The following is a 23,417-nucleotide window of genomic DNA, read 5'->3' as shown; positions in this document are numbered from 1 at the left end:
ACGCTTATGGGATAGGAGAATCCCGATGCAAGAAACCGCGACCGAACACTACACCGCTGACACCCTGATGGCCGCCTTCCAGCGCGGCGCCGGCGTGCAGCCAAATTGGCAACTGACGCCTGAATTCATGGAAATGCTGGGCAAACTGGTCGCCACTTCGATCGACGGCACCCATAAGCTGCTGCGCACCCGTGCGGCGCTCAAGCGCGACATCCACGCCGACGCCACCGTGGTGGTGGTGCGCAACAACAACCCGCTGAAGTTCCTGCCCGATGGCCAAGCCGCCAAGACCCAGATGCTGCGCAAGAAGATGCCCGGCTTTATGGGGCCGGTGGAAGCGATGGAAGACGCCTACGTCGACCTGGCCGCCCACCAGAAATGCGTGATGGGTGGTATGGAAGGCGCGGTGGCCGAGGCGCTCTCGCGCATCTCGCCGGCGGAGATCGAATCGCTGCAGCCGAGCAGTGCGCTCGGCTCGATGCTGCCCGCCATGCGCAAGGCCGCCCTGTGGGACCGCTATTGCGCCAAACACGCTGCACTGACCAAGTCGACTGTTGCCGATTTCCATGCTGTCCTGGGCGATGCTTTCCTGAGCGCTTACGAGCGCCGCCAGGACTCAATGGAATAAGGGAATACAAGAAGATGGCTGATATGCCCCAGCGCATTGCGCTCAATGTCGCGGAAGTGACCTCTGTCGGCGGACGTTCATCGAACCAGGATGCCATGGGCCGCGCCGAGCGCGGCGAACTGGCCTGTTTCGTCGTTTCCGACGGCGCCGGCGGCCATGAGGGCGGCGAAGTCGCGTCGCGCACGGTGGTGCAGACCGTGCTGTCCAATTTTTACGCGCGCCCCGATTTCAGCGAGGACGCCACGCCGGCCATGGTGGCCGAAGCGGCCATCGCCGTCGCGCGCAGCAAGAAGCAGCGCCCGGCGCTGCAAAGCATGAGTGCCACTGTGGCGCTGGCGCTGGTGGACCGCGCCGGTGCGCAGGCCACCTGGGCCCATATGGGCGACACCCGCATCTACCTGTTTCGCCGCGGCCGTCTGCTGCACGCCACGCGCGACCACAGCATGGTGCAGCAGATGATCGATGCCGGCCTGGCCGCCGGCGCCGACCCGCGCAGCCATCCAAAACGCAATGTACTGTATGCCGCCATCGGCACCGACAACGAGGTGCCGCCATCCGTGATGCCGCCAATGGGCGTGCGCGCCGGAGATGCTATCCTGATCTGCACCGACGGCCTGTGGGAATGGGTGGCCGAGCCGCAGATGGAATTGCTGCTGGCTAAGGCGGGGAGTGCGCAGGAATGGCTGTCGGCCATCTGCGCCCTGGCCGACGAACGCGCGGGCCTGATGCACAAGGCGCGCGACAATTACAGCGCGCAGGCAATTTTTATTGGTGAAGCTCCATGAACAAAGCAGTCGAACTGCCTAATAGCCTGCCAATCGGCACCCGCGTCGCGGAGTTTGAGATTCGCGAAGTGATCGGAGAAGGCGGTTTCGGCATCGTCTATCTCGCCTTCGACCACTCGCTGCAGCGTACCGTGGCGGTCAAGGAATACATGCCGGCAGCCCTGGCTGCACGCTCCACCGACCAGACCGTGCAAGTGCGCTCGAAGCGCCACGCGGAGGCCTTCCACGCCGGCCTGCGCAGCTTCATCAACGAAGCGCGCCTGCTGGCCCAATTCGACCATCCGGCGCTGGTCAAGGTGTACCGTTTCTGGGAACAGCACGGCACGGCCTATATGGCGATGCGTTATTACGAAGGCCGCACCTTCAAGTCCGTGGTGCACGACCATCCCGAGCTGGTCACCGAAGCCTGGCTGAAGCAGCTGCTCAAGCCTATCCTCGGCGCGCTCGATGCGCTGTACGCGGCCAAGATCCTGCACCGCGACGTCTCGCCGGAAAACATCATGATCCAGCCGGACGGCCAGCCCGTGCTGCTGGACTTCGGCGCCGCGCGCCAGATCGTGCAGGACATGGCGCAGTCGCTGACCGTGATCCTGAAGCCTGGCTTCGCACCGGTCGAGCAATACGCCGACGACGAATCGATGCGCCAGGGCCCCTGGACCGATATCTATTCGCTGTCGGCCGTGGTGTATGCCGCCATTACCGGCAAGGCACCGCCGGCCGCCGTGGCGCGCATGCTGAACGACCCGGTCGAGCCGCTCTCCATCAGCGGACGCACCGGCTACGACATGCAGTTCCTGGAAGCGATCGACCGCGGCATGGCGGTGCGGCCGGAAATCCGTCCGCAAACCATCGCGGAATTCGCTGAACTGCTCGGCCTTGACGGCCTGGCCGGCGCCACCTCGTCGCCGACGGCCGTCAGCGGCCATACGCCGGTGGCCAGCCTGGCCGCCGCTGCCGGTGCGCCGGTGCCGCCCCCTGCCAGCGCGCCGCAAGCGGCCAGCACCCCGCAACCGGCCGCTGCGCCGCAAGCGGCCAGTGCACCGCAGCCTGCCAGTTCGGCCGGGGGGGGCGGTTCGGCCAGCCGCCAAGCCGCCAGCCCTGGCAGCGCTTCGTCGGCCAAAGCCTCGCGCAGCGGCGACAGGGGCGCGCCGGCGTTTACCGATCCCGAGAAGCGCTCCAGGCGCGCCAAGCCGCCGGTGCCGCTGGTCGGCAAATCCGGCGCCAAGCCAGGCAAGCAAGCGGCATCTTCCGGGCGCAAGCTGCCGGCGAAGAACACCATGATCGCCGCCGGCCTGGGCGCGATGGCCCTGGTCGTGCTCGGCCTGACCTGGTTCGCCGACGGCAGCCCGGTAGTCCCGGCGGCCAGCGAAGCGGCAAGCGCCGCCAGCCAGCCAGCCACCAATGTCGCCAGCGCGCCCGCGGTCGCCGTGCCGGCCGCCGACACGCCCGCGGTAGCGGATGCCGGCGCCAGCGCGCCAGCCGAAGTGCCCGCGGAGCAGCCGGCGGTGGACGCCGCCAGCGCCACCGCGCCAGCCGCCCAGGCCAGCGCCGCAGCTGTCGCGGCCGAAGTTGCCGCACCGGCCAGCGGGACGGTCAGTATCACCGTCCAGCCATGGGCTACAATCTATGTCGATGGCGTCCAATACGGCGTAACACCGCCGCTGAAAAAACTGACGCTACCGCTGGGCAACCATGAAATTCGCCTGGTCAATCCTAACTTCCCAGCGTACGTCCAGAAGGTAACGGTCGACGCCAAGAAACCTGTCACCATCAAACACGATTTCGGAGCATGAAGAGTAAGCTTTTTCTAATCGCCGCCGCTGCGCTGCTGGCCGGCTGTGAAACCTTCGGCCCCCAGCCGCAGCATCCCGCGCCCAAACCGGCCCCTGTGAAAGAACCGGCGCCGGCCCCGGTCAAACCGCCGCCGCCTGTGGTGGCGCCGGCGCCGCCCGAGCCTTCGCCGGCCCGCAAGGCGGTGAATACCGGCATCGACTTGTACAAGGCGGGTAATTTCAACGGCGCCATCAAGCAGCTCGGTTCCATTCCGGACCTGGCCAAAGCGGAACCGTCGGTGCAGCTGGACGCGATCAAGTACACGGCGTTCAGCTACTGCGTCACCAACCGCACCGCGCAATGCCGCCAGCAGTTCGTCAAAGGCTTCAAGCTGGACAAGTCCTTCGACCTGAGCCCGGGCGAGAAAGGGCATCCGCTCTGGACCCCGTCCTTCGAGAGCGCGCGCAAGGAAGTGCTGAAGAAGAAGTAAGCGTCAGTGCACGACGCGTAGTGCCGGAGTGTGGCGCAGCAGGTTCATGATCTCATCGTCCCCGAAGCCGTTCTGCTTCAGGAAGATCCAGGCATGGATGCTGCCCGCCTCCACATTGATGCGCATGGCAATCTGGACGATATCCTGCGCAGTGAATTCCGCAGCCGCCAGCTCGGTTCTCGTTTTCATAACATTGCCCCCGCCACACAGCCTGGTGTTCCGACGAACTCTCAAGAATATAGTCACACTTTCCTCCGTAAATTTCCATCGGAAAACGCGCTGTTGCGGCAAGCACGCCACGATGCAATACACTTGTCACAATCTTTTACTAGGCTGTCGTCATGATTTGGACAATGTTGAATACCTGGTACGCGCAACGCATCCTGCAGCGTTCGCGGCACAGCAAGGCCGTCAAGGACATCCCGGCCAATTTATACAGTTACTGGAAAAGCAGTGCACCCGGCGAATACCACGGCATCCCGACAGATGCCGTTTTTTTTGCCCGCGCCACGTTGGGCCTGCTGGACTTTTTCGAATGCGCCGCCCAGGGCACGGGACCGTGCGCCCTGCCGTCCAAGGCCGCCGATTCGGTCTGGCACGCCTGGCTGCGGTTTTCGCCGCTGCGGCTGGAAACCTTCTGCCGTAAGCACTTCAAGCGCGTGGTGCCGCATGTGGAAGCGGCCGACATGGGCGGCGATATGGACGCGGCGCTGGCGGTCTGCCTGGTGCGGGCGCGCCAGGCCGAGGGACTGGACCGCGAAGGCCCGCGCATGCCATCGCTGTTCCTGCTGGATAAACGGCTGAAGATGCCCTTAGGTTTCGGCTACTCGCTCAAGCGCGGCCAGCCGGGCTACAGCCAGCTCGATGGGCGCGGCCGCTTCAACCCGGCGATCAACTGCCCGCCGCAGATGGCGGCCGCGGGCCTGCTGACGGCGGGCCTGATCACGACGGCCCAGTTTCAGGATTTCGAAATGCGCGCGCGCCGGCAGGCAGCGAGCAGCGACAGTGGCAGCAGCTGCGGCAGCAGTTGCAGTTCCGGCTGCGGCAGCGACAGCAGCGACAGCGGCAGTAGTTGCGGCAGCAGCTGTGGCAGCAGCTGCGGCGGAGGCGGCGACTAACAGCTGAGTCCGTGGCAACCTTTGGGTCAGGCTCTTTGCTTGCCACAAGCCCAGCCGCAGCTTGTGGACGAGCCCGTGTCAACCTGCGAGCCTGACCCCAAGGTTGCCGCAGGCTGGGCTGTGATCAGGCGGGGCCGGTGGCGATGGGGCGGGCGCTGTCGGCGCACCATTCGGACCAGGAGCCCGGGTAGAGCGCGGCGCCCGGCAGGCCGGCCACTTCCAGGGCCAGCAGGTTATGGCAGGCGGTGACTCCCGAGCCGCATTGCATCACGGCGCCGGCCGGCGTGCCGATAATCGGCGCCAGTTCCTGCCGCAGCGTGGCGGCATCCTTGAGGCGGCCGTCCGCCCGCAGGTTGTCCTTGAAGAAGCGGTTGCGCGCGCCGGGGATGTGGCCGCCCACCGGGTCGATGGTTTCATTTTCGCCGCGGAAGCGGTCGTTGGCGCGGGCGTCGACCACCTGCAGGCGTTTGGCGTCCAGGTTTTCCACCAGTTCACCCACCGAGACGGTGCGCACCAGCGCCGGCTTGGCGGCGATATTGCCGGTCGGACGGGGGGCGGATGGCGTTACCAGGGGCAGGCCGGCCGCGTGCCAGCTGGCCAGGCCGCCATCGAGCACCGCCACCGCGCCATGGCCGACCCAGCGCAGCAGCCACCACAGGCGCGCTGCGAACATGCCGCCGTGCGCGTCGTAGGCGACCACTTGCGAGTCGTCATTGATGCCCCAGCCGCGCAGCGTTGCCAGCAGCTGCTCGCGCTCGGGCAGCGGGTGGCGCCCGCGGAACCGGCCGTCGGCGCCGACTTTCGGCCCCGAGAGATCGGTGTCGATATTGGCGTATTGCGCGTTCTGGAGATGGCCTTCGGCGAAGGCATTGCGGCCGAAGTCCGGGTTCATCAGGTCGTGGCGGCAGTCCAGCACCACCCAGCGGGGATCGGTCACATGCTGCGCGAGGGTGGGGGCATCGATCAGGGTGGCGTACATGGTTCTCCTTAGGCTTCGCTGGCTATCGGGTCGGTATCGGCAATCGCTTTGCCGCGCTCAGTGTTGCGCGTATTGTAAAACGTGGCGGCGATGCCGGAGCACAGGATGATGCCCATGCCGGTCCAGCTGAGCGGGCCGAAGCTGTCGCTGAACAGCAGCACGCCCCAGATGCTGGAGAAGACGATGCCGGTGTATTGCAGGTTGGCCACCACCAGCGTCTTGCCCAGGCGGTAGGCGCGCGTCATCGCTACCTGGGCGGCGGTGGCGCACAGGCCGATGCCCAGGATCAGCAGGACGCCGCGCTGCTGGTCCAGCGCATGCCAGTGCCAGCCGCTTTCCAGCAGGTGGCCGCTGAAACCGGCCATGAAATTGCTCACGCTGAAGAAGAACACCACGCGCGATTCGGGCTCGCCCGCCAGGCCCAGTTTGCGCACCTGCAGATAGGCCATGGCCGACAGGACGGAGGAGCCGAGCGCCATCAGGGCCGGCGCCAGCTGGTTGGCGTGGAAGGCCGGCTGCAGCAGGCAGGTGACGCCGACAAAGCTCATGCCGACGGCCAGGATCAGCGGCCATTCGACGCGGTTTTTCCTGTGCCACCAGCCATGGCCGAACAGCCAGACGGCGATCCAGATCGGCGCCATGTAATTGAGCGTCATGGCCGTGGCCAGGGGCAGCTGGGCGATGGTGTAGTACCAGATCCAGAGCGAGAGTACGCCGACCGCGCCGCGCCACAGGTGGGCCAGCGGCATGCTGGTCTTGAGGGTGCCGCCTTGCAGGCGCAGCATGGCGAACAGGATGACCATGCCGATCATCCCGCGGTACATCACCATTTCGGAAACGCTGAATTGGTCGGATGCCAGTTTCACGCACACCCCCATGGCGGCGAACAGGAAACTGGCAACTAGCATCCAGAGCGATTGCATCAGACGTCCAGCTTGCTCCGGTACCATTCATGGAAGTGCTGCATGCCGTCTTCCATCGGCGATTGATACGGGCCGGCGTCGTTTTCGCCGCGCTCCAGCAGGACCTTGCGGCCGGCATCCATGCGGGCGCCGATTTCATCGTCTTCGACGCAGGTTTCCATGTAGGCGGCGCGTTCGGCGGCGATGAATTCGCGTTCGAACAGCACGATTTCTTCCGGATAGTAGAACTCCACCACGTTGCGGGTGCGGTTCGGGCCTTCCGGCCACAGGGTCGAGACCACCAGCACGTGCGGGTACCACTCGACCATGATGTTGGGGTAGAGCGTGAGCCAGATGGCGCCGTGCTTGGGCGGTTCGCCGTTGCGGAACTTGAGCAGCTGCTCGTGCCAGGTCTGGTAGGTGTCGGAGCCGGACTTCTTCAGGCCGCGGTTCACGCCCACGGTCTGCACGCTGTAGTCGCTGCCGAATTCCCAGCGCAGGTCGTCGCAGGTGACGAAGCTGCCCAGGCCCGGGTGGAAGGGCTCGACGTGGTAGTCCTCCAGGTAGACTTCGATGAAGGTCTTCCAGTTGTAGTCGCAGTGGTGCACTTCCACGTGGTCCAGCATATAGCCGCTGAAATCGAGGTCCTTGGTCACGGACAGCGACTTGAGCTTGTCCATCACGCTGAAGCCGTTCTGCTCGAACAGCAGGCCGTTCCAGTTTTGCAGCTGGACTTTGGGCAGGTTCAGGCACGGGGTGTCCGGGAAGTGCGGCGCGCCAATCAGCTCGCCCTTCAGGTCGTAGGTCCAGCGGTGCAGCGGACAGACGATGGTCTCGGCATTGCCGCGGCCATTGAACATCAGTGCCTGGCGGTGACGGCAGACATTGGACAGCAATTCGATGCCGTTGGCATTGCGCACCAACATGCGGCCTTCATTTTCAGCCGCCAGCGTAGCAAAGTCGCCGATATTCGGCACCATCAGCTCATGGCCGACGTAACGCGGGCCTTTCTTGAACAGTTCCTGCATTTCACGCTGCAGCAGCGTTTCGTCAAAATAGACGTTGACCGGAAGTTGCGCGTTCGAACGCGCCAGCTTGGCGTGGCTACCCAGATCGGACATCCAAACCCCCCTTAATTAAATACCAAACCAAGAAGAGAAAGATCCGTAAAGACCTGAATTTAGAGAATCAAAAAACGGTATTTCGGACAGAACCGGAGATTATAGCGTCAAACAGGGTATCTTCGCTGAACTTTCTCGGATGGGGCGCGAGGCAGGCAAGATGAAAGGAATTGCAACGTTTTCACCGCTTTAGAGGGGGCTTTTTAGACCGGCAACAGGACTTTGTTCTAAAATAGCGGGCTACACTTAAGTTAGACAACATGCCCAAGAAAATGAATGCGCCCGCCACCTTCGAGGAAGCGATGGCCGAACTGGCACAGCTGGTCAGCCAGATGGAAGCCGGCCAACTGCCGCTGGAAGCCTCGGTCGCGGCCTATGCCCGCGGATCCGAACTGGTGAAATTCTGCGCGGGACAGCTGGACAAGGTCGAAGCCCAGGTCAAAGTGCTGGAAGGCGATATGCTTAAGCCCTTCGCCGAAGGCGAGGAGGCAGTCCAATGAGCGCATCGTTCCAGGACTGGATGAAGACCATCCAGGCCGGCATGGAGCAGGACCTGTCCTCCTACCTGCCCGCCGAAGACATCGTTCCAGCCAAGCTGCACGCCGCGATGCGCTACGCCGTTCTTGACGGCGGCAAGCGCGTGCGCCCGCTGCTGGTGCATGCGGCCGGCGCCCTGTTCGGCGCCGATGCGCAGGCCTTAAGCCGCGCCGCCGCTGCCCTGGAGATGATCCACGCCTATTCGCTGGTGCACGACGACATGCCCTGCATGGATGACGACGCGCTGCGGCGCGGCAAGCCGACCGTGCACGTGGCCTACGACGAAGCCACCGCCCTGCTGGTGGGCGACGCGCTGCAGGCGCAGGCCTTCTCGGTGCTGGCGCACGCCGCTACGCTGCCGCCGGCGCGCCTGGTGGGCATGCTGCGCCTGCTGGCCGATGCCGCCGGTTCGGCCGGCATGTGCGGCGGCCAGGCCATCGACCTCGATAGCGTAGGCCTTAGCCTGACGCTGGAACAGCTGGAGCGCATGCACCAGCTGAAGACCGGGGCGCTGCTGCGCGCCTCCGTCGTGCTGGGCGCGATGGCGGGCAAGGAGTTGACGGAAGCCGAGCTGGCGGCGCTGCACGATTACGCGCGCGCCATCGGCCTGGCCTTCCAGGTGGTGGACGACGTGCTCGACGCCACGGCCGATTCGGCCACGTTGGGCAAGACCGCTGGCAAGGATGCGGCGGACAACAAGCCGACCTATGTATCCATCCTCGGCCTGCAGCCATCGATCGCCTTGGCGGAAAAACTACGGCAGGATGCGCACGCTGCGCTGGCGCCATTCGGAGAACAAGCTCTGCGCCTGCGTGAACTCGCAGACCTGATCGTGCAGAGGAAAGCTTAAACATGAAACTGCTTGACACCATCAATCATCCTGCGGACCTGCGCAAGCTGCCGCGCCACCAGCTGACGCCATTAGCCGATGAGCTGCGTTCCTTCCTGCTCGATTCCGTCTCCAAGACCGGCGGCCACCTGTCGTCCAACCTGGGTACCGTCGAACTGACGGTCGCGCTGCATTATGTATTCAACACGCCGCAGGACCGCATCGTGTGGGACGTGGGCCACCAGACCTACACGCACAAGATCCTGACCGGCCGCCGCGAGCAGTTCCATACGCTGCGCCAGCTGAACGGCATTTCGGGCTTCCCGCGCCGCGTGGAATCGGAATACGACACCTTCGGCACCGCCCACTCGTCGACCTCGATTTCCGCCGCGCTGGGCATGGCCATGGGCGCCAAGATCAAGGGCGAGCACCGCCATTCGATCGCCGTGATCGGCGACGGCTCCATGACCGCCGGCATGGCCTTCGAGGCCCTGAACAACGCCGGCGTGGAGAAGGACTGCAATCTGCTGGTGATCTTGAACGACAACGATATGTCGATCTCGCCGCCGGTGGGCGCGCTGAACCGCTACCTGGCGCGCCTGATGTCGGGCCAGTTCTACGCGGCCGCCAAGAACGTCGGCAAGTCGGTGCTGCCCGGCCCGCTGCTGGAAGTGGCCAAGCGCCTGGAAGAACACGCCAAAGGCATGGTGGTCCCGGCCACCATGTTCGAAGAACTGGGCTTCAACTACATCGGCCCGATCGACGGCCACGACCTCGATTCGCTGATCCCGACCCTGCAGAACATCAAGCAGCTGAAGGGCCCGCAATTCCTGCACGTGGTGACCAGGAAGGGCCAGGGCTACAAGCTGGCCGAGGCCGAACCTATCCTGTACCACGGCACCGGCAAGTTCAATCCGGCCGAAGGCATCAAGCCGGCGCTGGCGCCGTCCAAGAAGACCTACACCGAAGTGTTCGGCGACTGGCTGTGCGACATGGCCAAGGCCGACAAGCGCCTGGTCGGCATCACTCCGGCCATGCGCGAAGGTTCGGGCATGGTGCGCTTCGATAAGGAATACCCGGACCGCTACTTCGACGTCGGCATCGCCGAGCAGCACGCCGTGACCTTCGGCGCAGGCCTGGCCTGCGAAGGCCTGAAACCGGTGGTGGCGATCTATTCGACCTTCCTGCAGCGCGGCTACGACCAGTTGATCCACGATGTGGCGCTGCAAGACCTGGACGTGACCTTCGCGCTGGACCGCGCGGGCCTGGTGGGCGCCGACGGCGCTACCCACGCCGGCAACTACGACCTGGCCTACCTGCGCTGCATTCCGAACATGGTGGTGATGGCGCCATCCGACGAGAACGAGTGCCGCCAGATGCTGAGCACCGGCTACCATTATCCCGGCCCGGCGGCCGTGCGCTATCCGCGCGGTTCCGGCATCGGCGCCAGCATCGCGCCGGAGCTGACCACGCTGCCGATCGGCAAAGGCGAGATCCGCCGCAAGGGCCAGAAGATCGCCATCCTGGCCTTCGGTTCGATGGTGGCGCCGTCCATGGGCGCGGCCGACCTGCTGAACGCCACGGTGGCGAATATGCGCTTCGTCAAGCCGCTGGACGTGGAACTGGTCAAACAGCTGGCCGCCGAGCACGATTATCTGGTCACGGTGGAAGAGGGCTGCATCATGGGCGGCGCCGGCGCCGCCGTGGCGGAGGCCATGGCAGCGGAAGGCATCACCAAGCCGATTCAGATGCTCGGCCTGCCGGACAAGTTCATCGATCACGGCGACCCGGCCAAGCTGCTGGCACTGGTCGGCCTGGACGCCGCCGGGATCGCGGCCTCGATCAAGGCCCGTTTCGGCGACGAACCGAGGCTGGTCGTCAACAACGGCTAAAACGAACGGCGCTGCGGCGCCGTTTTTTTTTCGCCTATCAAGTTGCAAGTGTTGCAATATTGTTGCGGAATAAATTTTTTATTTGACCAGCAGAAACGCCTTCGCTATCGTCATGCCGGCAAGTGATTGTCATTTGCTTAACTATAATTCCAACGATTGGAGGAGCATGATGTTCAAGAAAGTTGCTGCATTCCTGTTCGCGCTGGGCCTAGGCGCGTCGGCATTCGCGTATGAACCGGACGAATGCGAGTACCAGTGTTTCCAAGAGCTGAACAGCTGCACCTCCACCATGGCGCTATGCACACACAAGTTCCGCCTCTGCATGAGCCAGCGTTGCAATAATTTCGACTACGAACGCTAAGCCGCGCCCGCACACGTCCCCCACATCTGCGAACACACGATGATCAAGCAATTGAAGACTTTTGGGGCTTACGCCCTGATCCTGGCTGCCGGACTTGGCGTCGGCGTGGCGGTTGCCAAAGCGCCGGCCCTGTTCAAGAAGGATTATGTCCAGGGCGATTACAGCGCCTACCTGCAGGAGCACAAAGCGAAGGTGGTGCTGTACGGGACTGAGACCTGTCCCTACTGCGCCAAAACGCGCGACTATTTCAAGCAGAACGGTATTGCCTATGTCGACCTGGATGCCGGCAAACCGGGCCCGGCGCGCGAAGAGTTCGCGAAGCTGGGCGGCGGCGGCGTGCCCTTGCTATTGATCGGCGACCGCCGTATCGATGGCTTCATTCCCGCCGCGATCAATGCGGCGCTGAAGGCGGACGCGGACAAGGCCGTCCGCTAGGCCGGGCGCCAACCGTCAGGGCGGAGGCCGTCTTCGGGCTCGCGCAAGGGATTGCGCGAGCTCTTTCCGCCCTACGCGCCGATGATGTACATGGTTTGAGTTCGATGCTGGCGTCGTCGACTATTCCTTGTGTTCTCCCTGGCTTGCAGCACGACTTTTCTTGGCCTAGATTGGTATAAATGGTTTATGCCAGTGGGAGAAGCTTATGCGCTGCCTGTTGCCCGCTTTACTCTTGGCTGCGGCACATGTCCATGCACAGGTGCCGGATTCGGGACGCTGGCAGGAGCTGCGCTTTTCGGCGGAGGAGGTCGGGCTGGTAGCGGAAGACCGTTATATCGAACAGACGGTGTCGCTGGCCGCCGACGGGCGACTTGATCGCGACCGTGTCCTGCTTGTCCGCGTGCAGCGCATCGCCGACGGCTTGATCCGGGCCGGCATATCGCTCAAGCCCGCTGCCGCAGGCTGGCAATGGGAAGTCCATGTCGCCGGCGATCCCGATGTCGAGGCGGAAAGCCAGGCGGGCGGCAAGCTGCTGGTCGGCGGTGCATTCGTCGAGCGCCTTCAATTGAGCGATGGTGAACTGGCCGTCCTGCTTGCGCATGAAATCGCCCACGCCATTGCCGAACATGCACGTGAGACCTTGTCCGAGGCCTTGATTGACAGCCGGCGCGACTTGCCGCTCGATGTGGTGGAGGAGCGGCTGGTTTCCGATATTCCGCTGCAATTGCGTTTGTCGAAGTTGTCGGCCATCCAGGAACGCGAGGCCGACCAGCTGGGAATGCTCATTGCCTTCCGTGCAGGCTGGCCTTGTTCGGCGATGCTGAGCTTCTACGGCAAGCTTGCGCAAGACTCCAGTGGCCCGGCCTTGCTTGCCAGCCATCCAGGCGGCGCCACCCGTCTCAGCCTCGCCAAAGGGATGTCGCACCTACTTGGCGATTAGTGCCGCAATCCTTGCCATTTCCGCATAGCCGGCGTCGCTCGGGTGCAGGTGGTCGCCCGCGTCGAAATCCGGGCGCAGGCGCGATGGCTGAGCGGGATCCCGCAGTTGCAAGTCGAAGTCGATCACGGCATCGAAGTCGCCGCTGCCGCGTATCCATTCGTTTACCTCGCGGCGGACAGCATCCTTGGTGCGGGAATAGTGGCCTGCGAACGGCGTACCTTGCAGCGCGCCTTCGAAGGGAAGCAGGGTGGCGCCGACGATGCGGACCTGGCGCGTCCGCGCCGCTGCGATCAGGCGGCGGTAGCCGGCGATGATGGATTGCGCCGTCGCGGGCGGTTCTTGCGGTGCGAAGGCGCTGCCGGGCCAGCCGATGTCATTGATCCCAAGCAGGACGATGACCGTGTCGGCTCCTGGTTGCGACAGCACGTCCTGCTCAAAACGCGCCAGCGCCTTTTCCCCCATGCCGTTCGCCAGCAGACGTGCACCGGAAATTCCCGCATTGACGACAGCGACACCGTCCATGTGCTCGGACAGAAGGTCCGGCCAGCGGCGATTGCGGTCGGGCGTGGAGCCGTTGCCGTCGGTGATGGAATCGCCCAGAGCAACGACGGTGCGGCGCGCCGGCCCGTCAAGCTGCACGGCACTCAGGAAGGTTCGCCCCTTCCATTCTTCGACGCCTGTGAGGGCCGTGGCGCCGGTCTGGTTGCCCTTCACGACGAAAGCTGTCTGCTGTGCGCCCCAGTGGAAAGTCGTCAGGGGTGTGCGCTGCGGCAGCCAGGTTGAAACCGACAGCCGTTGGTGCGCCGCGGCAGGCATTGCAGCCGGATCACTGGTGGCCGACTGCCCCGGTGCAATCGTGACGGCGCGCTGGCCGCCAAAGGTCAACAGAACGCCATTGCTTGCCGTGAGCGCCGAGGCGGCGCGCGCGGGATTGTCCCGCGTGGCGGCGACGCGTGCCTCCCCGATCGTCAATGGCGTATCGCCGTAGCGGTTGGAATAGGTGACGCGAACCCGGGCGCCGCCCACGCTGGTGCGCACCACCTCGCGCACAGTCTGCGCCTCCAATGCGGAAGGCATCATGGTCGGCAGGGGAAATTCAGCGCCCCAGGCAGGCATGGGGGCGGCATACCAGGTGGTGCGCCATTCCGCGGCATGCGCGGTGGCGGCGGATAGGAAGGCTGCAAAAGTACATATCAGGCGTTTCATGATGGCTCTCCACGACGATTCAGGTGGAGAGAGTGTCGATTATTCTGGAATGGACTGGTAGCCGGAATAATAGACTATAGTTAAGTCTAAAATGGAATGATTATGGACACCTTACGCTCCCTCAATTGTTTTGTGCGTGCCGTCGAACTGGGCAGCTTGTCGGCCGTCGCGCGCGAGCAGGGCACGACGCAATCGAATATCAGCAAAATCGTCGCCGCACTGGAAGACGAACTTGGCGTGCGCCTGCTGGAGCGCAGCACGGCGAGTCTGTCGCCGACCATGCCCGGGCGCCGTTTTTACGAACGCGCGCGCGGCATGCTGGAAGACTATGCCGATGCGGTGGCCGATGCGCGCGGCGAGACCGCGGCAGCCAGCGGCCTAGTGCGCATCAACGCGCCCGTGGCATTGGGCCAGTTCTGCCTCAACGCCTATGTGCAGGACTTCCTGCGGCAATACCCCAGGATGGAAGTGGAATTGATCCTGAACGACCGTATGGTGGACCTGGTGGAGGACGGTGTCGATATCGCGGTACGCCTTGGCAGCGACCTGCCGCCGAATGTGGTTGCGCGCCGGGTGGGCGCTTCGCAGCGCATCCTGGTCGCCGCGCCGGAGTACTTGAAGGCCCATGGTACGCCGCAGTCGCCGGAGCAACTGGCCGAACATGAGTACATCCGCTTCGCCTGGCTGAGCAGCGGCGACCGGCTGGAACTAAGGGATGGGGAGCAAAGCGTGACGGTCGCCACGCATGGCCGCTATCGCGTCAACAATGCGCTGGCGATCCGCGACACGCTGGCGGCGGGCGGCGGCATCGGCCTGTGTCCGGAATGGCTGGTGCAGGACCTGCTGGCGCAGCGCAAGCTGCGCCGGGTGCTGCGCCACTGGCATGGTCCGGAGCAGGAACTGAATCTGCTCTATCCCAGCCGGCGCTACTTGCCGCACCGGGTGCGGCTCATGCTCGACTATTTGCAGCAGCGCTTCGCCGGGCAGGCGGGTTTTTAGCTGCGCTTGCGGTCGTGGTGCCACAGCACGTCGCTGCCGCCGGCAAATCGGTTCAGGACGCGCGCCAGCACGAACATCAGGTCCGACAGGCGGTTCACATACTGGCGCGGGAAGTCGTGGATGGTTTCCGTCTTGCCCAGCGTGACGATGGCCCGCTCGGCGCGGCGGCACACGGTGCGGCAGACATGGGATACGGCGGCGGCACGCGAACCGGCCGGCAGGATGAATTCCGTCAGCGCCGGCAGGGTGGCGTTGTACTTGGCCAGCAGCGCGTCCAGGCGCTCGACATGTTCTTCCTTGATCATCTGGTAGCCGGGAATGCATAGCTCCCCGCCCAGGTCGAACAGGTCGTGCTGGATCGATACCAGTTCCTCGCGCATCTCGTCCGGCAGGGCCTCGGCCAGCAGCACGCCCAGGTTGGAATTCAGCTCATCGACTTCGCCGATGGCCTGGATGCGCGCATTGTCCTTGTCCACGCGGGAGCCGTCGCCCAGTCCCGTGGTGCCTTTGTCCCCGGTGCGGGTGGCGATTTTCGAGAGTCGATTACCCATTGCAGCCTCAAATTGTCAATAACGGTGGCAGGATACGACAAATTACCATTGCTTGGGAGGGGAATTCCGCGCCGTGGATGTATTTAAACTTACAATGGATTAATGAATAACAGCACCGCCCTCGTCGCCGCATTGCGCGCGGTCCTGCCGCCCGCCAGCGTGCTGTCCGACCAGGAAGATACCCGCCCCTACGAATGCGATGGCCTGTCGGCCTACCGCCAGCTGCCCATGGCCGTCGTGCTGCCGGCCGACGAGGCGCAGGTGCTGGCGGTCTTGCGGATCTGCCGCGAATTGAATGTGCCGCTCGTGCCGCGCGGCGCCGGCACCGGCCTGTCCGGCGGCGCCATGCCGATTGCCGATGGGGTGGTGCTGTCCACGGCGCGCATGAACCAGGTGGTGCGCATGGACGCGTATTCCCGTACTGCGGTGGTGCAGCCGGGCGTGCGCAACCTGGCGATTTCCGAAGCGGCCGAAGAGCACGGCCTGTACTACGCGCCCGACCCGTCCTCGCAGATTGCCTGCACCATCGGCGGCAATGTGGCGGAAAATTCGGGCGGCGTGCATTGTCTGAAGTATGGCCTGACGGTGCACAACGTCATGCGCGTGCGCATGGTGACCATCGAAGGCGATGTGGTGGAGCTGGGCAGTGGGGCGCTCGATGCGCCGGGCCTGGACTTGCTGGCGGCCTTTATCGGCTCGGAAGGCATGCTGGGCATCGTGACCGAAGTTACCGTCAAGCTGGTGCCCAAGCCGGCCGCCGCGCGCGTCATCATGGCTTCGTTCGACGACGTGGTCGCGGGCGGTAACGCGGTGGCTGCCGTGATTGCGGCGGGCATCATTCCCGCGGGCCTGGAAATGATGGACCGCACCTCGTCGCGCATGGTGGAGCCGTTTGTGCGCGCCGGCTACGACACCGATGCCGCTGCCATCCTGCTCTGCGAGGCGGATGGCACGGCCGATGAAGTGGAGGAGGAAATCGCCCGTATGACGGCCGTGCTGCAGGCGGCGGGAGCCAGCGCCGTGCAGGTCTCCACCAGCGAAGCGGAACGCCTGAAATTTTGGTCGGGCCGCAAGAACGCCTTCCCGGCGGCGGGGCGCATTTCACCCGACTATTACTGCATGGACGGCACCATTCCGCGCAAGCATCTGGCGCGCGTGCTGACCGGCATTGCGCAGATGGAGGGCAAATACGGCCTGCGCTGCGCCAATGTTTTCCATGCCGGCGACGGCAATCTGCATCCGCTGATCCTGTTCGATGCCAACCAGCCGGACGAGCTGCAGCGGGCCGAGGCTTTCGGCGCCGAGATTCTGGCATTGTGCGTGGACGTGGGCGGCACCATCACCGGCGAGCACGGCGTGGGCATCGAGAAGATCGATTCGATGTGCGTGCAGTTCCGCGACGCCGAACTGGCCGCTTTTCACGCGGTCAAGAGCGCCTTCGATCCCTTATCGCTGCTTAATCCCAACAAGGCGATTCCAACGCTGAACCGCTGCGCCGAATTCGGCAAGATGCATGTGCGCGCCGGGCGCCTGCCGTTTGCCGGACTGCCGAGGTTCTGAGATGGATGCGATCCTCGAGCAGTTCCGCGCCCGTATCCGGGCCGCCAGTGAAGACGGCACGCGGCTGCTCTTGCGAGGCGGCGGCACCAAGGACTGGTATGGCCAGCATGTGGTGGGCGATGTGTTCGATACGCGCGCCTATACTGGGGTGGTCGACTATGAGCCGACCGAGCTGGTGATCACGGCGCGCTGCGGCACGCCGCTGGCCGATATCGAAGCCCTGCTGGGGCGGAACGGCCAGATGCTGGCGTTCGAGCCGCCGCGCTTTGGCGCCGGATCGACCATTGGCGGCGTGGTGGCCAGCGGCTTGTCCGGGCCGCGGCGCGCGTCGTCGGGCGCAGTACGGGATTTCGTGCTGGGCGCGCGGCTGATGGATGGGCGCGGCGAGCTGTTGTCCTTCGGCGGACAGGTGATGAAAAACGTCGCCGGCTACGATGTATCGAGGCTGCTGGCGGGTTCTCTTGGCACACTGGGGCTGATGACCCAGGTCTCGCTGAAAGTGCTGCCGCAACCATTATGCGAGGCGAGCCTTCGTTTCGAGGTCGATGAAATCAAGGCGCTGCGCTGGATGAATGAATGGGCGGGGCTGCCGCTGCCGGTGTCGGCGACCTGCTGGCATGGCGGCCTGCTGACCGTGCGGCTGTCGGGCGCGCAGGCGGCGGTGAAGGCGGCCATGGCCGGCATGGGCGGCGAGGCCTTGGCCGACGGCGAGACGTTCTGGCGCAACCTGCGCGACCAGCGCAGCGATTTCTTCGCCAGCGCGGAGGGCGGCGCGGCGGAGCTATGGCGCCTTTCTGTGCCGAGCGCCGCCAGCGCGCTCGTCATGCGCGGCGAACAGTTGATCGAATGGGGCGGTGCGCAGCGCTGGCTGCGGGTGGAGCGCGGCGTGGCGGACGACATCCGGCGCGTCGCGGCGGCCTCCGGCGGGCACGCCACGCGCTACCGCGTCGAGCGCGCCGACCTGGGCGCTGGGGAGGGCGCATTCCATCCGCTGGCGCTGGCCGTCGCGCGTATCCATGAACGCCTCAAGGCCGCCTTCGATCCGGTGGGCATTTTCAATTGCGGCCGCATGTACTGATATGCAGACCAAGCTCGCAGATTTCATCAAGGGTACGCCGGAGGGCGACGAGGCGGAAGCGATCCTGCGCGCCTGCGTGCATTGCGGCTTTTGCACCGCCACATGTCCGACCTACCAGCTGCTGGGCGACGAGCTCGATGGTCCGCGCGGCCGCATTTACCTGATCAAGCAAGTGCTGGAAGGCGCGCCGGTGACGGCCAGCACCCAGCTGCACCTGGATCGCTGCCTGACCTGCCGCAACTGCGAAAGCACCTGTCCGTCGGGGGTCCAATATGGACGGCTGGCCGACATCGGCCGCAAGGTGGTGGAACAGCGCGTGCCGCGCAAGCTGCCCGAACGCATCAAACGCTATGTGCTGAAAGAGGCCCTGCCGCGCCGCTGGCTGTTCGAGCCGGCGCTGCGCGCCGGCCAGCTGCTCAAGCCTTTGCTTGGCAAACCGCTGCAAGACAAGCTGCCGCCGCTTCGCCGTGCCGGCGCATGGCCCGCGCGCGAGCATGCGCGCAAGATGCTGGTGCTGGATGGCTGCATGCAGCCGGGCATGGCGCCCAACATCAACGCGGCCACCGCGCGCGTGCTGGACGCGCTGGGCGTGCAGCTGATCGCGGCGCCCGGCGCCGGTTGCTGCGGCGCCCTGCGCTTTCACCTGAACGACCAGGCGGCGGCGCTGGACGATATGCGCCGCAATATCGATGCCTGGTGGCCCTTGGTGGAACGGGCGGAAGCCATCGTCATGACCGCTTCCGGCTGCGGCGTCACGGTCAAGGACTACGGCCACCTGCTGGCGCATGACGGCGCTTATGCGAAGAAGGCGGCGCGCATCTCCGCCATGACGCGCGACCTGAGCGAGATTCTGCCCGGCTTTGAGGCCGAGCTGGTGCGGCGCGCGGTGGTGCGGCAGCCTTCCGAGGCTGTGGCCTGGCACCCGCCCTGTACCTTGCAGCACGGCCAGCAGATCCGCGGCAAAGTCGAAGGCCTGCTGCGCGCCCTCGGTGTCGAGGTGAAAATGTGCCGCGACGCCCACCTGTGCTGCGGCTCGGCGGGAACGTACTCGCTGCTGCAGCCGGAACTGTCGCAGCAGCTGCGCGACCGCAAGCTGGCCGCCCTGGCCGATACCGGCGCCGGACGCATCGTGTCGGCCAATATCGGCTGCATCGGCCACCTGCAGTCGGGCACGCAAACGCCGGTGGAGCATTGGATCGAGCTGGTCGACCGCGCCTTGCACGGCTAGCGTTCCGCCCACCTCTCCATGATTTGCCGGATCGCGGGCAACTGCTCGAGGAACAGGTCCAGCAGGCGCGGCTCGAAATGCGACCCGCGTTGCGTGGTCATCCATGCGCACGCATCTTCGATGTTCCAGGCCGGCTTGTAGGGGCGGACCGACGTCAGCGCGTCGAATACGTCGGCCACGGCGACGATGCGCGCGGCCAGCGGAATGGCTGCGCCGGCCAGCCGGTTGGGGTAGCCGCTGCCGTCCCATTTCTCGTGGTGCGACAGCGCCACATCGTGCGCCATGGCCAGCAAGCCGCCTTCGTGATGGCCGATGATGTGCGCGCCGATGGCGGGATGGTTCTGCATGACCAGGTATTCCTCCGGCGTCAGGCGTCCGGTCTTTTGCAGGATGTGGTCGGGAATGCCGATCTTGCCGATATCGTGCATGGGAGCGGCGATGAACAGATCGTCCGCCTCCTGCTCGTCGAAGCCGGCCGCGATGGCGAGCAGGCGGGCGTAATGGCTCATGCGGATCACGTGCAGGCCGGTTTCATTATCCTTGTATTCGGCGGCCAGGCCGAGCCGCTGCACGATTGCCAGGCGGCTGGCGCGCAATTCTTCCATGCGCACCAGCGACAGGTGCAGCTTGATGCGCGCCTTGACCACGGCGGGGCTGAGCGGCTTGCTGATGAAGTCAACGGCGCCGGCCTGGAAGCCGACGATTTCGTCGGCCGCATCGGTCAGTGCGGACACGAAGATGACGGGAATGGCTGCGGTCGCGGGATTTGCCTTCAGCGCCCGGCAGGCGTCGTAGCCGGTCATCCCGGGCATCATCACATCGAGCAGGATCAGGTCGGGCTTTTCATTGACGGCCAGCTCAAGGGCGCGTGCGCCGTCCTTGGCGAACAGCAGGCGGTATTGCTCCTGCAGGACCTGGCGCAGCAATTGCAGGTTGGCCGCTTCGTCGTCGACGGCAAGCACCGTGGCCGTAGCTTGGCGGGTCATTGTGCATTCCTTTGCAAGTCCCTGCATTCGTCGAGCAGCGCCTGCAGGGCGTGGCGCGCGGCCGTGGCGTCGAAGTCGTCCAGCGCCTCCTGCAATGCCGCCAGCCGCTCGCCGGAGACGGCGCTGCCGGCGGCGGCCGCCAACTGGGCCAGCTCGCGCGGGTCGAAGCTGCCGCGCTCGAGAGAGCGCAGCATCGCTGTGCCCAGCGCGCATGCCTGTGCCAGGTCCGGCGGCGCGGCGTCGGCGCCCGCGGGGGCGGCCTGCCGGCTGTCCCAGTGCTCCTGGATGGCGGCCAGGGCTTCGGACAGGCGCTGGGCGGCCTGCTCCAGCAGCTGCGGCAGGACTGCGCGGCCGTCCGCCTCCTGCAGGCCGTTTTCCAGCCGCCACAGCGCGTCGGCCAGTTGTTCCAGGCCAAGGTTGGCGGCGGCGCCGCGCATGCGGTGCGCCAGCGCTGCGCCGGCGGCATGCTGTCCCGCCGCCAGGGCCGAAGCCAGCTCCTGCGCGGCATCTTCATGGTCGCCGGCGAAGCGCCGCAGCGCGCGCAGGTAAGGCGCGTGCTGGCCGGTCCAGCGCTGCAGTCCCTTGTCGACGTTCAGCACCATGCCGCGCACCGGGAACGGGGAGGGCGCCAGCTGCGGGGCGCCGGCCGGCATGTCCAGCACGCGCGCCAGTTCCTGGGTCAGGACCGCCACGTCCACCGGCTTGGCGGTGAAGCCGTCCATGCCTGCGGCGCGGGCCGCTTCGCGGTCGCGCGCCAGCACATTGGCGGTCATGGCGATCACCGGCACGCGCGGCCGGCCGGCCGCGTCTTCCGCCGCGCGGATGCGGCGCGTCGCCGCCAGTCCGTCGGTGCCGGGCATCTGCACATCCATCAGAATGGCGTCGAATTGCGCTTCCGCCGCCAGCCGCGCCGCCACGGCGCCATCGCTGGCGCCGGTCACCGTATGGCCAAGTTTCGCCAGCAGCAATTGCAGAACTTCGACGTTCTGCGGCACGTCGTCGGCCGCCAGGATGTGCAAAGGCGGCAGCAGGGTCGGCGCGGCGGCGCTGCGCGCAGCCTGAGCGCGCGCCGGCAGCAGCGGCAACAGGACGTGAAAGGTGCTGCCCTGGCCTGGCACGCTGTCGGCCCACAGGCGCCCGCCCATCAGCTCCACCAACTGCTTGCAGATGGTGGTGCCCAGGCCGGTGCCGCCAAAGCGGCGGTTCATCGAGGCATCGGCCTGCACGAAAGGTTCGAAGATGGCTTGCATGCGCTCCGGCTCGATGCCGATGCCGGTATCGCTGACGGCAAAGTGCACCATGCGCCGTTCGCCTTCGATTTCCGGGCTGACCGCCAGCGACACGCTGCCGCGGCTGGTGAATTTGAGGGCGTTGTCCATCAGGTTGGTCAGCACCTGGCGCACGCGCAGCTCGTCGCCGTGGATCCAGTTCGGCAGGGCCGGGTCGTACTGCAGCGACATCGACAAGCCCTTGGCCCGGGCCGCCGTGGCCATGGTCGATGCCAGTTCGTCGCTCAGGGCCAGCAGGCTGAAGTCGTGCAGTTCCAGCTCCACCGCGCCCTTGTCCAGCTTGGCCGTATCGAGAATCGCGTCGAGCAGGCGCAGTAGCGAGCGGCCGGCATTGCGCACCGTGTCCAGGTGGCGCCGCTGCACCGGCGTCAGCTCGCCGTTCAGCAGCACGTCGGTGAAGCCGAGGATGGAGTTCATCGGTGTGCGGATTTCATGGCTCATATTGGCCAGGAAGGCGGCGCGCGCGGCGGCGGCCTGCTCGGCGCGCTCCTTGGCGATGCGCAGGTCCTGTTCCATCAGGCGCCGGCCGCTGATGTCGAGCACCACCCCGTCGATCAGCTCGACCTCGCCGCTCGGGCCCGGCACCACATTGCCGTTGCCCCAGAACCAGTGGATGCTGCCGTCGCGGTGGCGGATCCGGTATTCCAGCCGGAACGGGCGGCGCTCCATCACCGCGCTGCGCGCGCCCTGCTGGACTGCCGGCCAGTCGTCCGGGTGCACCAGTTCCCCGAACAGGCGCCGCGGCGGGTCGCCCAGGAAATCGGCGGCCGGATAGCCCGTCATGCTTTCGATGGCATCGCTGACAAACAGCAGCGGCCAGCCCGGCACATTGCGGCAGCGGAAGGTGATGCCGGGGATATTCGCCACCAGCGAGCGCAGTTGCTCCTCGCTGGTGCGCAGCGCCAGTTCCAGCCCGCTCACCTGGTGGAACAGGGCGCGGTAGCGCAGCATGCCGTTGGCGGACACCACCAGCGCCGTCAGCAGCCCCGTGGTCATGCCCACGGCCAGCGCCAGGAACGCGGCGTTGGCGATGCCGCTGTCGGGCTCCAAAGGCATGCGGCCGACGAAGCGCGCCGCCGCCATGCCGGTATAGTGCATGCCCGCGATGGCGCAGCCCATGATCACGCCGGCCGTGGCGACTGTGGCCGTGTGGCCCAGGCGGCCGCGCAGACCCTGCAGGCCGAAGCGCACCCACAGGGCCAGGGTCGCCAGCGCCATCGCCACCAGAATGGAAAGGCCGAATATCCAGGGATCGTAGCGCAGCTGCAGGGCCGAGCGCATGGCCGCCATGCCCGTGTAATGCATGGCGGCGATGCCCGCGCCGACCATGGCGCCGCCGAGCAGCAGGCTGCGCAGGCCGATGCGCTTGCGGCTAAGCAGGGACAGGGCGACGCTGGAGGCGGCAATGCTGGGCAGCATCGACAGCAGGGTGGTGGTGGGGTCGTAGGAGACTTGCGTGCACAGCGTGAAGGCCAGCATGCCGATGAAATGCATGGCCCAGACGCCGCTGCCAAGGGCCAGGCTGCCGGTGGCCAGGGCCACCAGGCGCAGGCCGGGCCGGGTGCCGCCTGCCGCCAGGCCGGCCATCTGCAGGGCCATGGCGGAGGAAAAGCTGGCCACCAGCAGCGATAGCAGGACCAGCCAGGGATCGTAACTCCCGTAGGTGAGTAGCGCCGGGTCGGCGGGCGGTGAAAACAGCTGGATCAAGTAGGTCTTGATCGCGCCCATGA

23 protein-coding genes are annotated in these 23,417 nt (G+C 65.6%); 15 read left to right on the top strand and 8 right to left on the bottom strand.

What is annotated here, in order from left to right; translation table 11 throughout:
- Positions 1 to 25 precede the first annotated feature (25 nt).
- The 4 genes from tagH to H597_RS0111015 are packed head-to-tail and all read left to right on the top strand — an operon-like array spanning position 26 to position 3,676.
- Positions 26 to 628 carry a type VI secretion system-associated FHA domain protein TagH gene (gene tagH, locus H597_RS0111030; RefSeq protein ID WP_028102194.1) on the top strand — a complete coding sequence of 201 codons (603 nt, stop codon included), beginning with the start codon at positions 26 to 28 and terminating at the stop codon, positions 626 to 628.
- A gap of 14 nt (positions 629 to 642) precedes the next feature.
- Positions 643 to 1,413 (top strand): PP2C family protein-serine/threonine phosphatase, encoded by a 771-nt coding sequence (locus H597_RS0111025; RefSeq protein ID WP_051293698.1) that lies wholly within the window; start codon positions 643 to 645, stop codon positions 1,411 to 1,413.
- Positions 1,410 to 3,206 carry a serine/threonine-protein kinase gene (locus H597_RS0111020; RefSeq protein WP_028102192.1) on the top strand — a complete coding sequence of 599 codons (1,797 nt, stop codon included), beginning with the start codon at positions 1,410 to 1,412 and terminating at the stop codon, positions 3,204 to 3,206. The genes H597_RS0111025 and H597_RS0111020 overlap by 4 nt, the downstream gene beginning before the upstream one ends.
- Positions 3,203 to 3,676 (top strand): TssQ family T6SS-associated lipoprotein, encoded by a 474-nt coding sequence (locus tag H597_RS0111015; protein WP_051293697.1) that lies wholly within the window; start codon positions 3,203 to 3,205, stop codon positions 3,674 to 3,676. The genes H597_RS0111020 and H597_RS0111015 overlap by 4 nt, the downstream gene beginning before the upstream one ends.
- Before the next feature lie 3 nt (positions 3,677 to 3,679).
- On the opposite strand, the gene H597_RS0111010 is transcribed toward H597_RS0111015, so the two are convergent.
- The gene (locus H597_RS0111010) at positions 3,680 to 3,865 is read right to left on the bottom strand and encodes a hypothetical protein (protein WP_028102190.1); all 186 of its coding nucleotides are present in this window, start codon (positions 3,863 to 3,865) and stop codon (positions 3,680 to 3,682) included.
- Between the two features lie 164 nt (positions 3,866 to 4,029).
- On the opposite strand from H597_RS0111010, the gene H597_RS0111005 reads away from it, so the two are divergent.
- The gene (locus H597_RS0111005) at positions 4,030 to 4,794 is read left to right on the top strand and encodes a UCP032817 domain-containing protein (RefSeq protein ID WP_028102189.1); all 765 of its coding nucleotides are present in this window, start codon (positions 4,030 to 4,032) and stop codon (positions 4,792 to 4,794) included.
- Positions 4,795 to 4,918: 124 nt separating this feature from the next.
- Here the strand turns inward: H597_RS0111005 and H597_RS0111000 are convergent, their stop codons facing one another.
- The 3 genes from H597_RS0111000 to H597_RS0110990 are packed head-to-tail and all read right to left on the bottom strand — an operon-like array spanning position 4,919 to position 7,796.
- The gene (locus tag H597_RS0111000) at positions 4,919 to 5,773 is read right to left on the bottom strand and encodes a sulfurtransferase (protein ID WP_028102188.1); all 855 of its coding nucleotides are present in this window, start codon (positions 5,771 to 5,773) and stop codon (positions 4,919 to 4,921) included.
- Between the two features lie 8 nt (positions 5,774 to 5,781).
- Complete coding sequence (locus H597_RS0110995) at positions 5,782 to 6,696, bottom strand: DMT family transporter (protein ID WP_028102187.1); 915 nt, start codon at positions 6,694 to 6,696, stop codon at positions 5,782 to 5,784.
- Positions 6,696 to 7,796 carry an aromatic ring-hydroxylating oxygenase subunit alpha gene (locus H597_RS0110990; RefSeq protein WP_028102186.1) on the bottom strand — a complete coding sequence of 367 codons (1,101 nt, stop codon included), beginning with the start codon at positions 7,794 to 7,796 and terminating at the stop codon, positions 6,696 to 6,698. Before H597_RS0110990 ends, H597_RS0110995 begins: the two co-directional genes overlap by 1 nt.
- A gap of 260 nt (positions 7,797 to 8,056) precedes the next feature.
- Between H597_RS0110990 and H597_RS0110985 the strand changes: the two genes are divergently transcribed.
- The 6 genes from H597_RS0110985 to H597_RS30520 all read left to right on the top strand — a co-directional run bounded on the left by H597_RS0110985 (position 8,057) and on the right by H597_RS30520 (position 12,790).
- Positions 8,057 to 8,296 carry an exodeoxyribonuclease VII small subunit gene (locus tag H597_RS0110985; protein ID WP_028102185.1) on the top strand — a complete coding sequence of 80 codons (240 nt, stop codon included), beginning with the start codon at positions 8,057 to 8,059 and terminating at the stop codon, positions 8,294 to 8,296.
- Positions 8,293 to 9,183: a polyprenyl synthetase family protein gene (locus H597_RS0110980; RefSeq protein ID WP_028102184.1), complete on the top strand. Its 891-nt coding sequence runs from the start codon at positions 8,293 to 8,295 to the stop codon at positions 9,181 to 9,183. Before H597_RS0110985 ends, H597_RS0110980 begins: the two co-directional genes overlap by 4 nt.
- Positions 9,184 to 9,185: 2 nt before the next feature.
- Complete coding sequence (dxs, locus tag H597_RS0110975; protein ID WP_028102183.1) at positions 9,186 to 11,054, top strand: 1-deoxy-D-xylulose-5-phosphate synthase; 1,869 nt, start codon at positions 9,186 to 9,188, stop codon at positions 11,052 to 11,054.
- Positions 11,055 to 11,220: 166 nt separating this feature from the next.
- Complete coding sequence (locus H597_RS0110970) at positions 11,221 to 11,415, top strand: hypothetical protein (protein WP_028102182.1); 195 nt, start codon at positions 11,221 to 11,223, stop codon at positions 11,413 to 11,415.
- Between the two features lie 39 nt (positions 11,416 to 11,454).
- Positions 11,455 to 11,850: a glutaredoxin family protein gene (locus tag H597_RS0110965; protein ID WP_028102181.1), complete on the top strand. Its 396-nt coding sequence runs from the start codon at positions 11,455 to 11,457 to the stop codon at positions 11,848 to 11,850.
- A gap of 205 nt (positions 11,851 to 12,055) precedes the next feature.
- A complete protein-coding gene (locus H597_RS30520; protein WP_051293696.1) occupies positions 12,056 to 12,790 on the top strand; it encodes a M48 family metalloprotease in 735 nt (244 codons plus the stop codon).
- On the opposite strand, the gene H597_RS0110955 is transcribed toward H597_RS30520, so the two are convergent.
- The gene (locus H597_RS0110955) at positions 12,776 to 13,996 is read right to left on the bottom strand and encodes an SGNH/GDSL hydrolase family protein (RefSeq protein WP_035373896.1); all 1,221 of its coding nucleotides are present in this window, start codon (positions 13,994 to 13,996) and stop codon (positions 12,776 to 12,778) included. The genes H597_RS30520 and H597_RS0110955 overlap by 15 nt on opposite strands.
- Before the next feature lie 102 nt (positions 13,997 to 14,098).
- Here H597_RS0110955 and H597_RS0110950 point away from each other — a divergent pair, with 102 nt between their 5' ends.
- Complete coding sequence (locus H597_RS0110950) at positions 14,099 to 14,995, top strand: LysR family transcriptional regulator (protein WP_028102179.1); 897 nt, start codon at positions 14,099 to 14,101, stop codon at positions 14,993 to 14,995.
- On the opposite strand, the gene H597_RS0110945 is transcribed toward H597_RS0110950, so the two are convergent.
- Complete coding sequence (locus H597_RS0110945) at positions 14,992 to 15,546, bottom strand: cob(I)yrinic acid a,c-diamide adenosyltransferase (RefSeq protein ID WP_028102178.1); 555 nt, start codon at positions 15,544 to 15,546, stop codon at positions 14,992 to 14,994. The two genes, H597_RS0110950 and H597_RS0110945, sit on opposite strands and share 4 nt — an antisense overlap.
- A 102-nt stretch (positions 15,547 to 15,648) precedes the next feature.
- On the opposite strand from H597_RS0110945, the gene H597_RS0110940 reads away from it, so the two are divergent.
- From H597_RS0110940 to glcF, 3 genes are read left to right on the top strand one after another with little or no spacing between them, the layout of a single operon-like run.
- Positions 15,649 to 17,106 (top strand): FAD-linked oxidase C-terminal domain-containing protein, encoded by a 1,458-nt coding sequence (locus tag H597_RS0110940; protein ID WP_028102177.1) that lies wholly within the window; start codon positions 15,649 to 15,651, stop codon positions 17,104 to 17,106.
- A gap of 1 nt (position 17,107) precedes the next feature.
- Positions 17,108 to 18,184, top strand: a complete 1,077-nt coding sequence (gene glcE / locus H597_RS0110935) for a glycolate oxidase subunit GlcE (protein WP_028102176.1) — start codon at positions 17,108 to 17,110, stop codon at positions 18,182 to 18,184.
- A gap of 1 nt (position 18,185) precedes the next feature.
- The gene (gene glcF, locus H597_RS0110930) at positions 18,186 to 19,412 is read left to right on the top strand and encodes a glycolate oxidase subunit GlcF (RefSeq protein ID WP_028102175.1); all 1,227 of its coding nucleotides are present in this window, start codon (positions 18,186 to 18,188) and stop codon (positions 19,410 to 19,412) included.
- Here glcF and H597_RS0110925 read toward each other — a convergent pair.
- Together H597_RS0110925 and H597_RS30515 are read right to left on the bottom strand one after the other, a co-directional pair.
- The gene (locus H597_RS0110925) at positions 19,409 to 20,398 is read right to left on the bottom strand and encodes a response regulator (protein ID WP_028102174.1); all 990 of its coding nucleotides are present in this window, start codon (positions 20,396 to 20,398) and stop codon (positions 19,409 to 19,411) included. The two genes, glcF and H597_RS0110925, sit on opposite strands and share 4 nt — an antisense overlap.
- Positions 20,395 to 23,415 (bottom strand): MHYT domain-containing protein, encoded by a 3,021-nt coding sequence (locus H597_RS30515; RefSeq protein ID WP_051293695.1) that lies wholly within the window; start codon positions 23,413 to 23,415, stop codon positions 20,395 to 20,397. The genes H597_RS0110925 and H597_RS30515 overlap by 4 nt, the downstream gene beginning before the upstream one ends.
- Between the last annotated feature and the right edge of the window lie 2 nt (positions 23,416 to 23,417).

It is taken from the genome of Pseudoduganella violaceinigra DSM 15887, from assembly GCF_000425385.1.
Taxonomy (GTDB): Bacteria; Pseudomonadota; Gammaproteobacteria; order Burkholderiales; family Burkholderiaceae_D; genus Rugamonas; species Rugamonas violaceinigra.
Note: the sequence above shows the minus strand (reverse complement) of the source record. Positions and strands in the feature narration are given on the sequence as shown.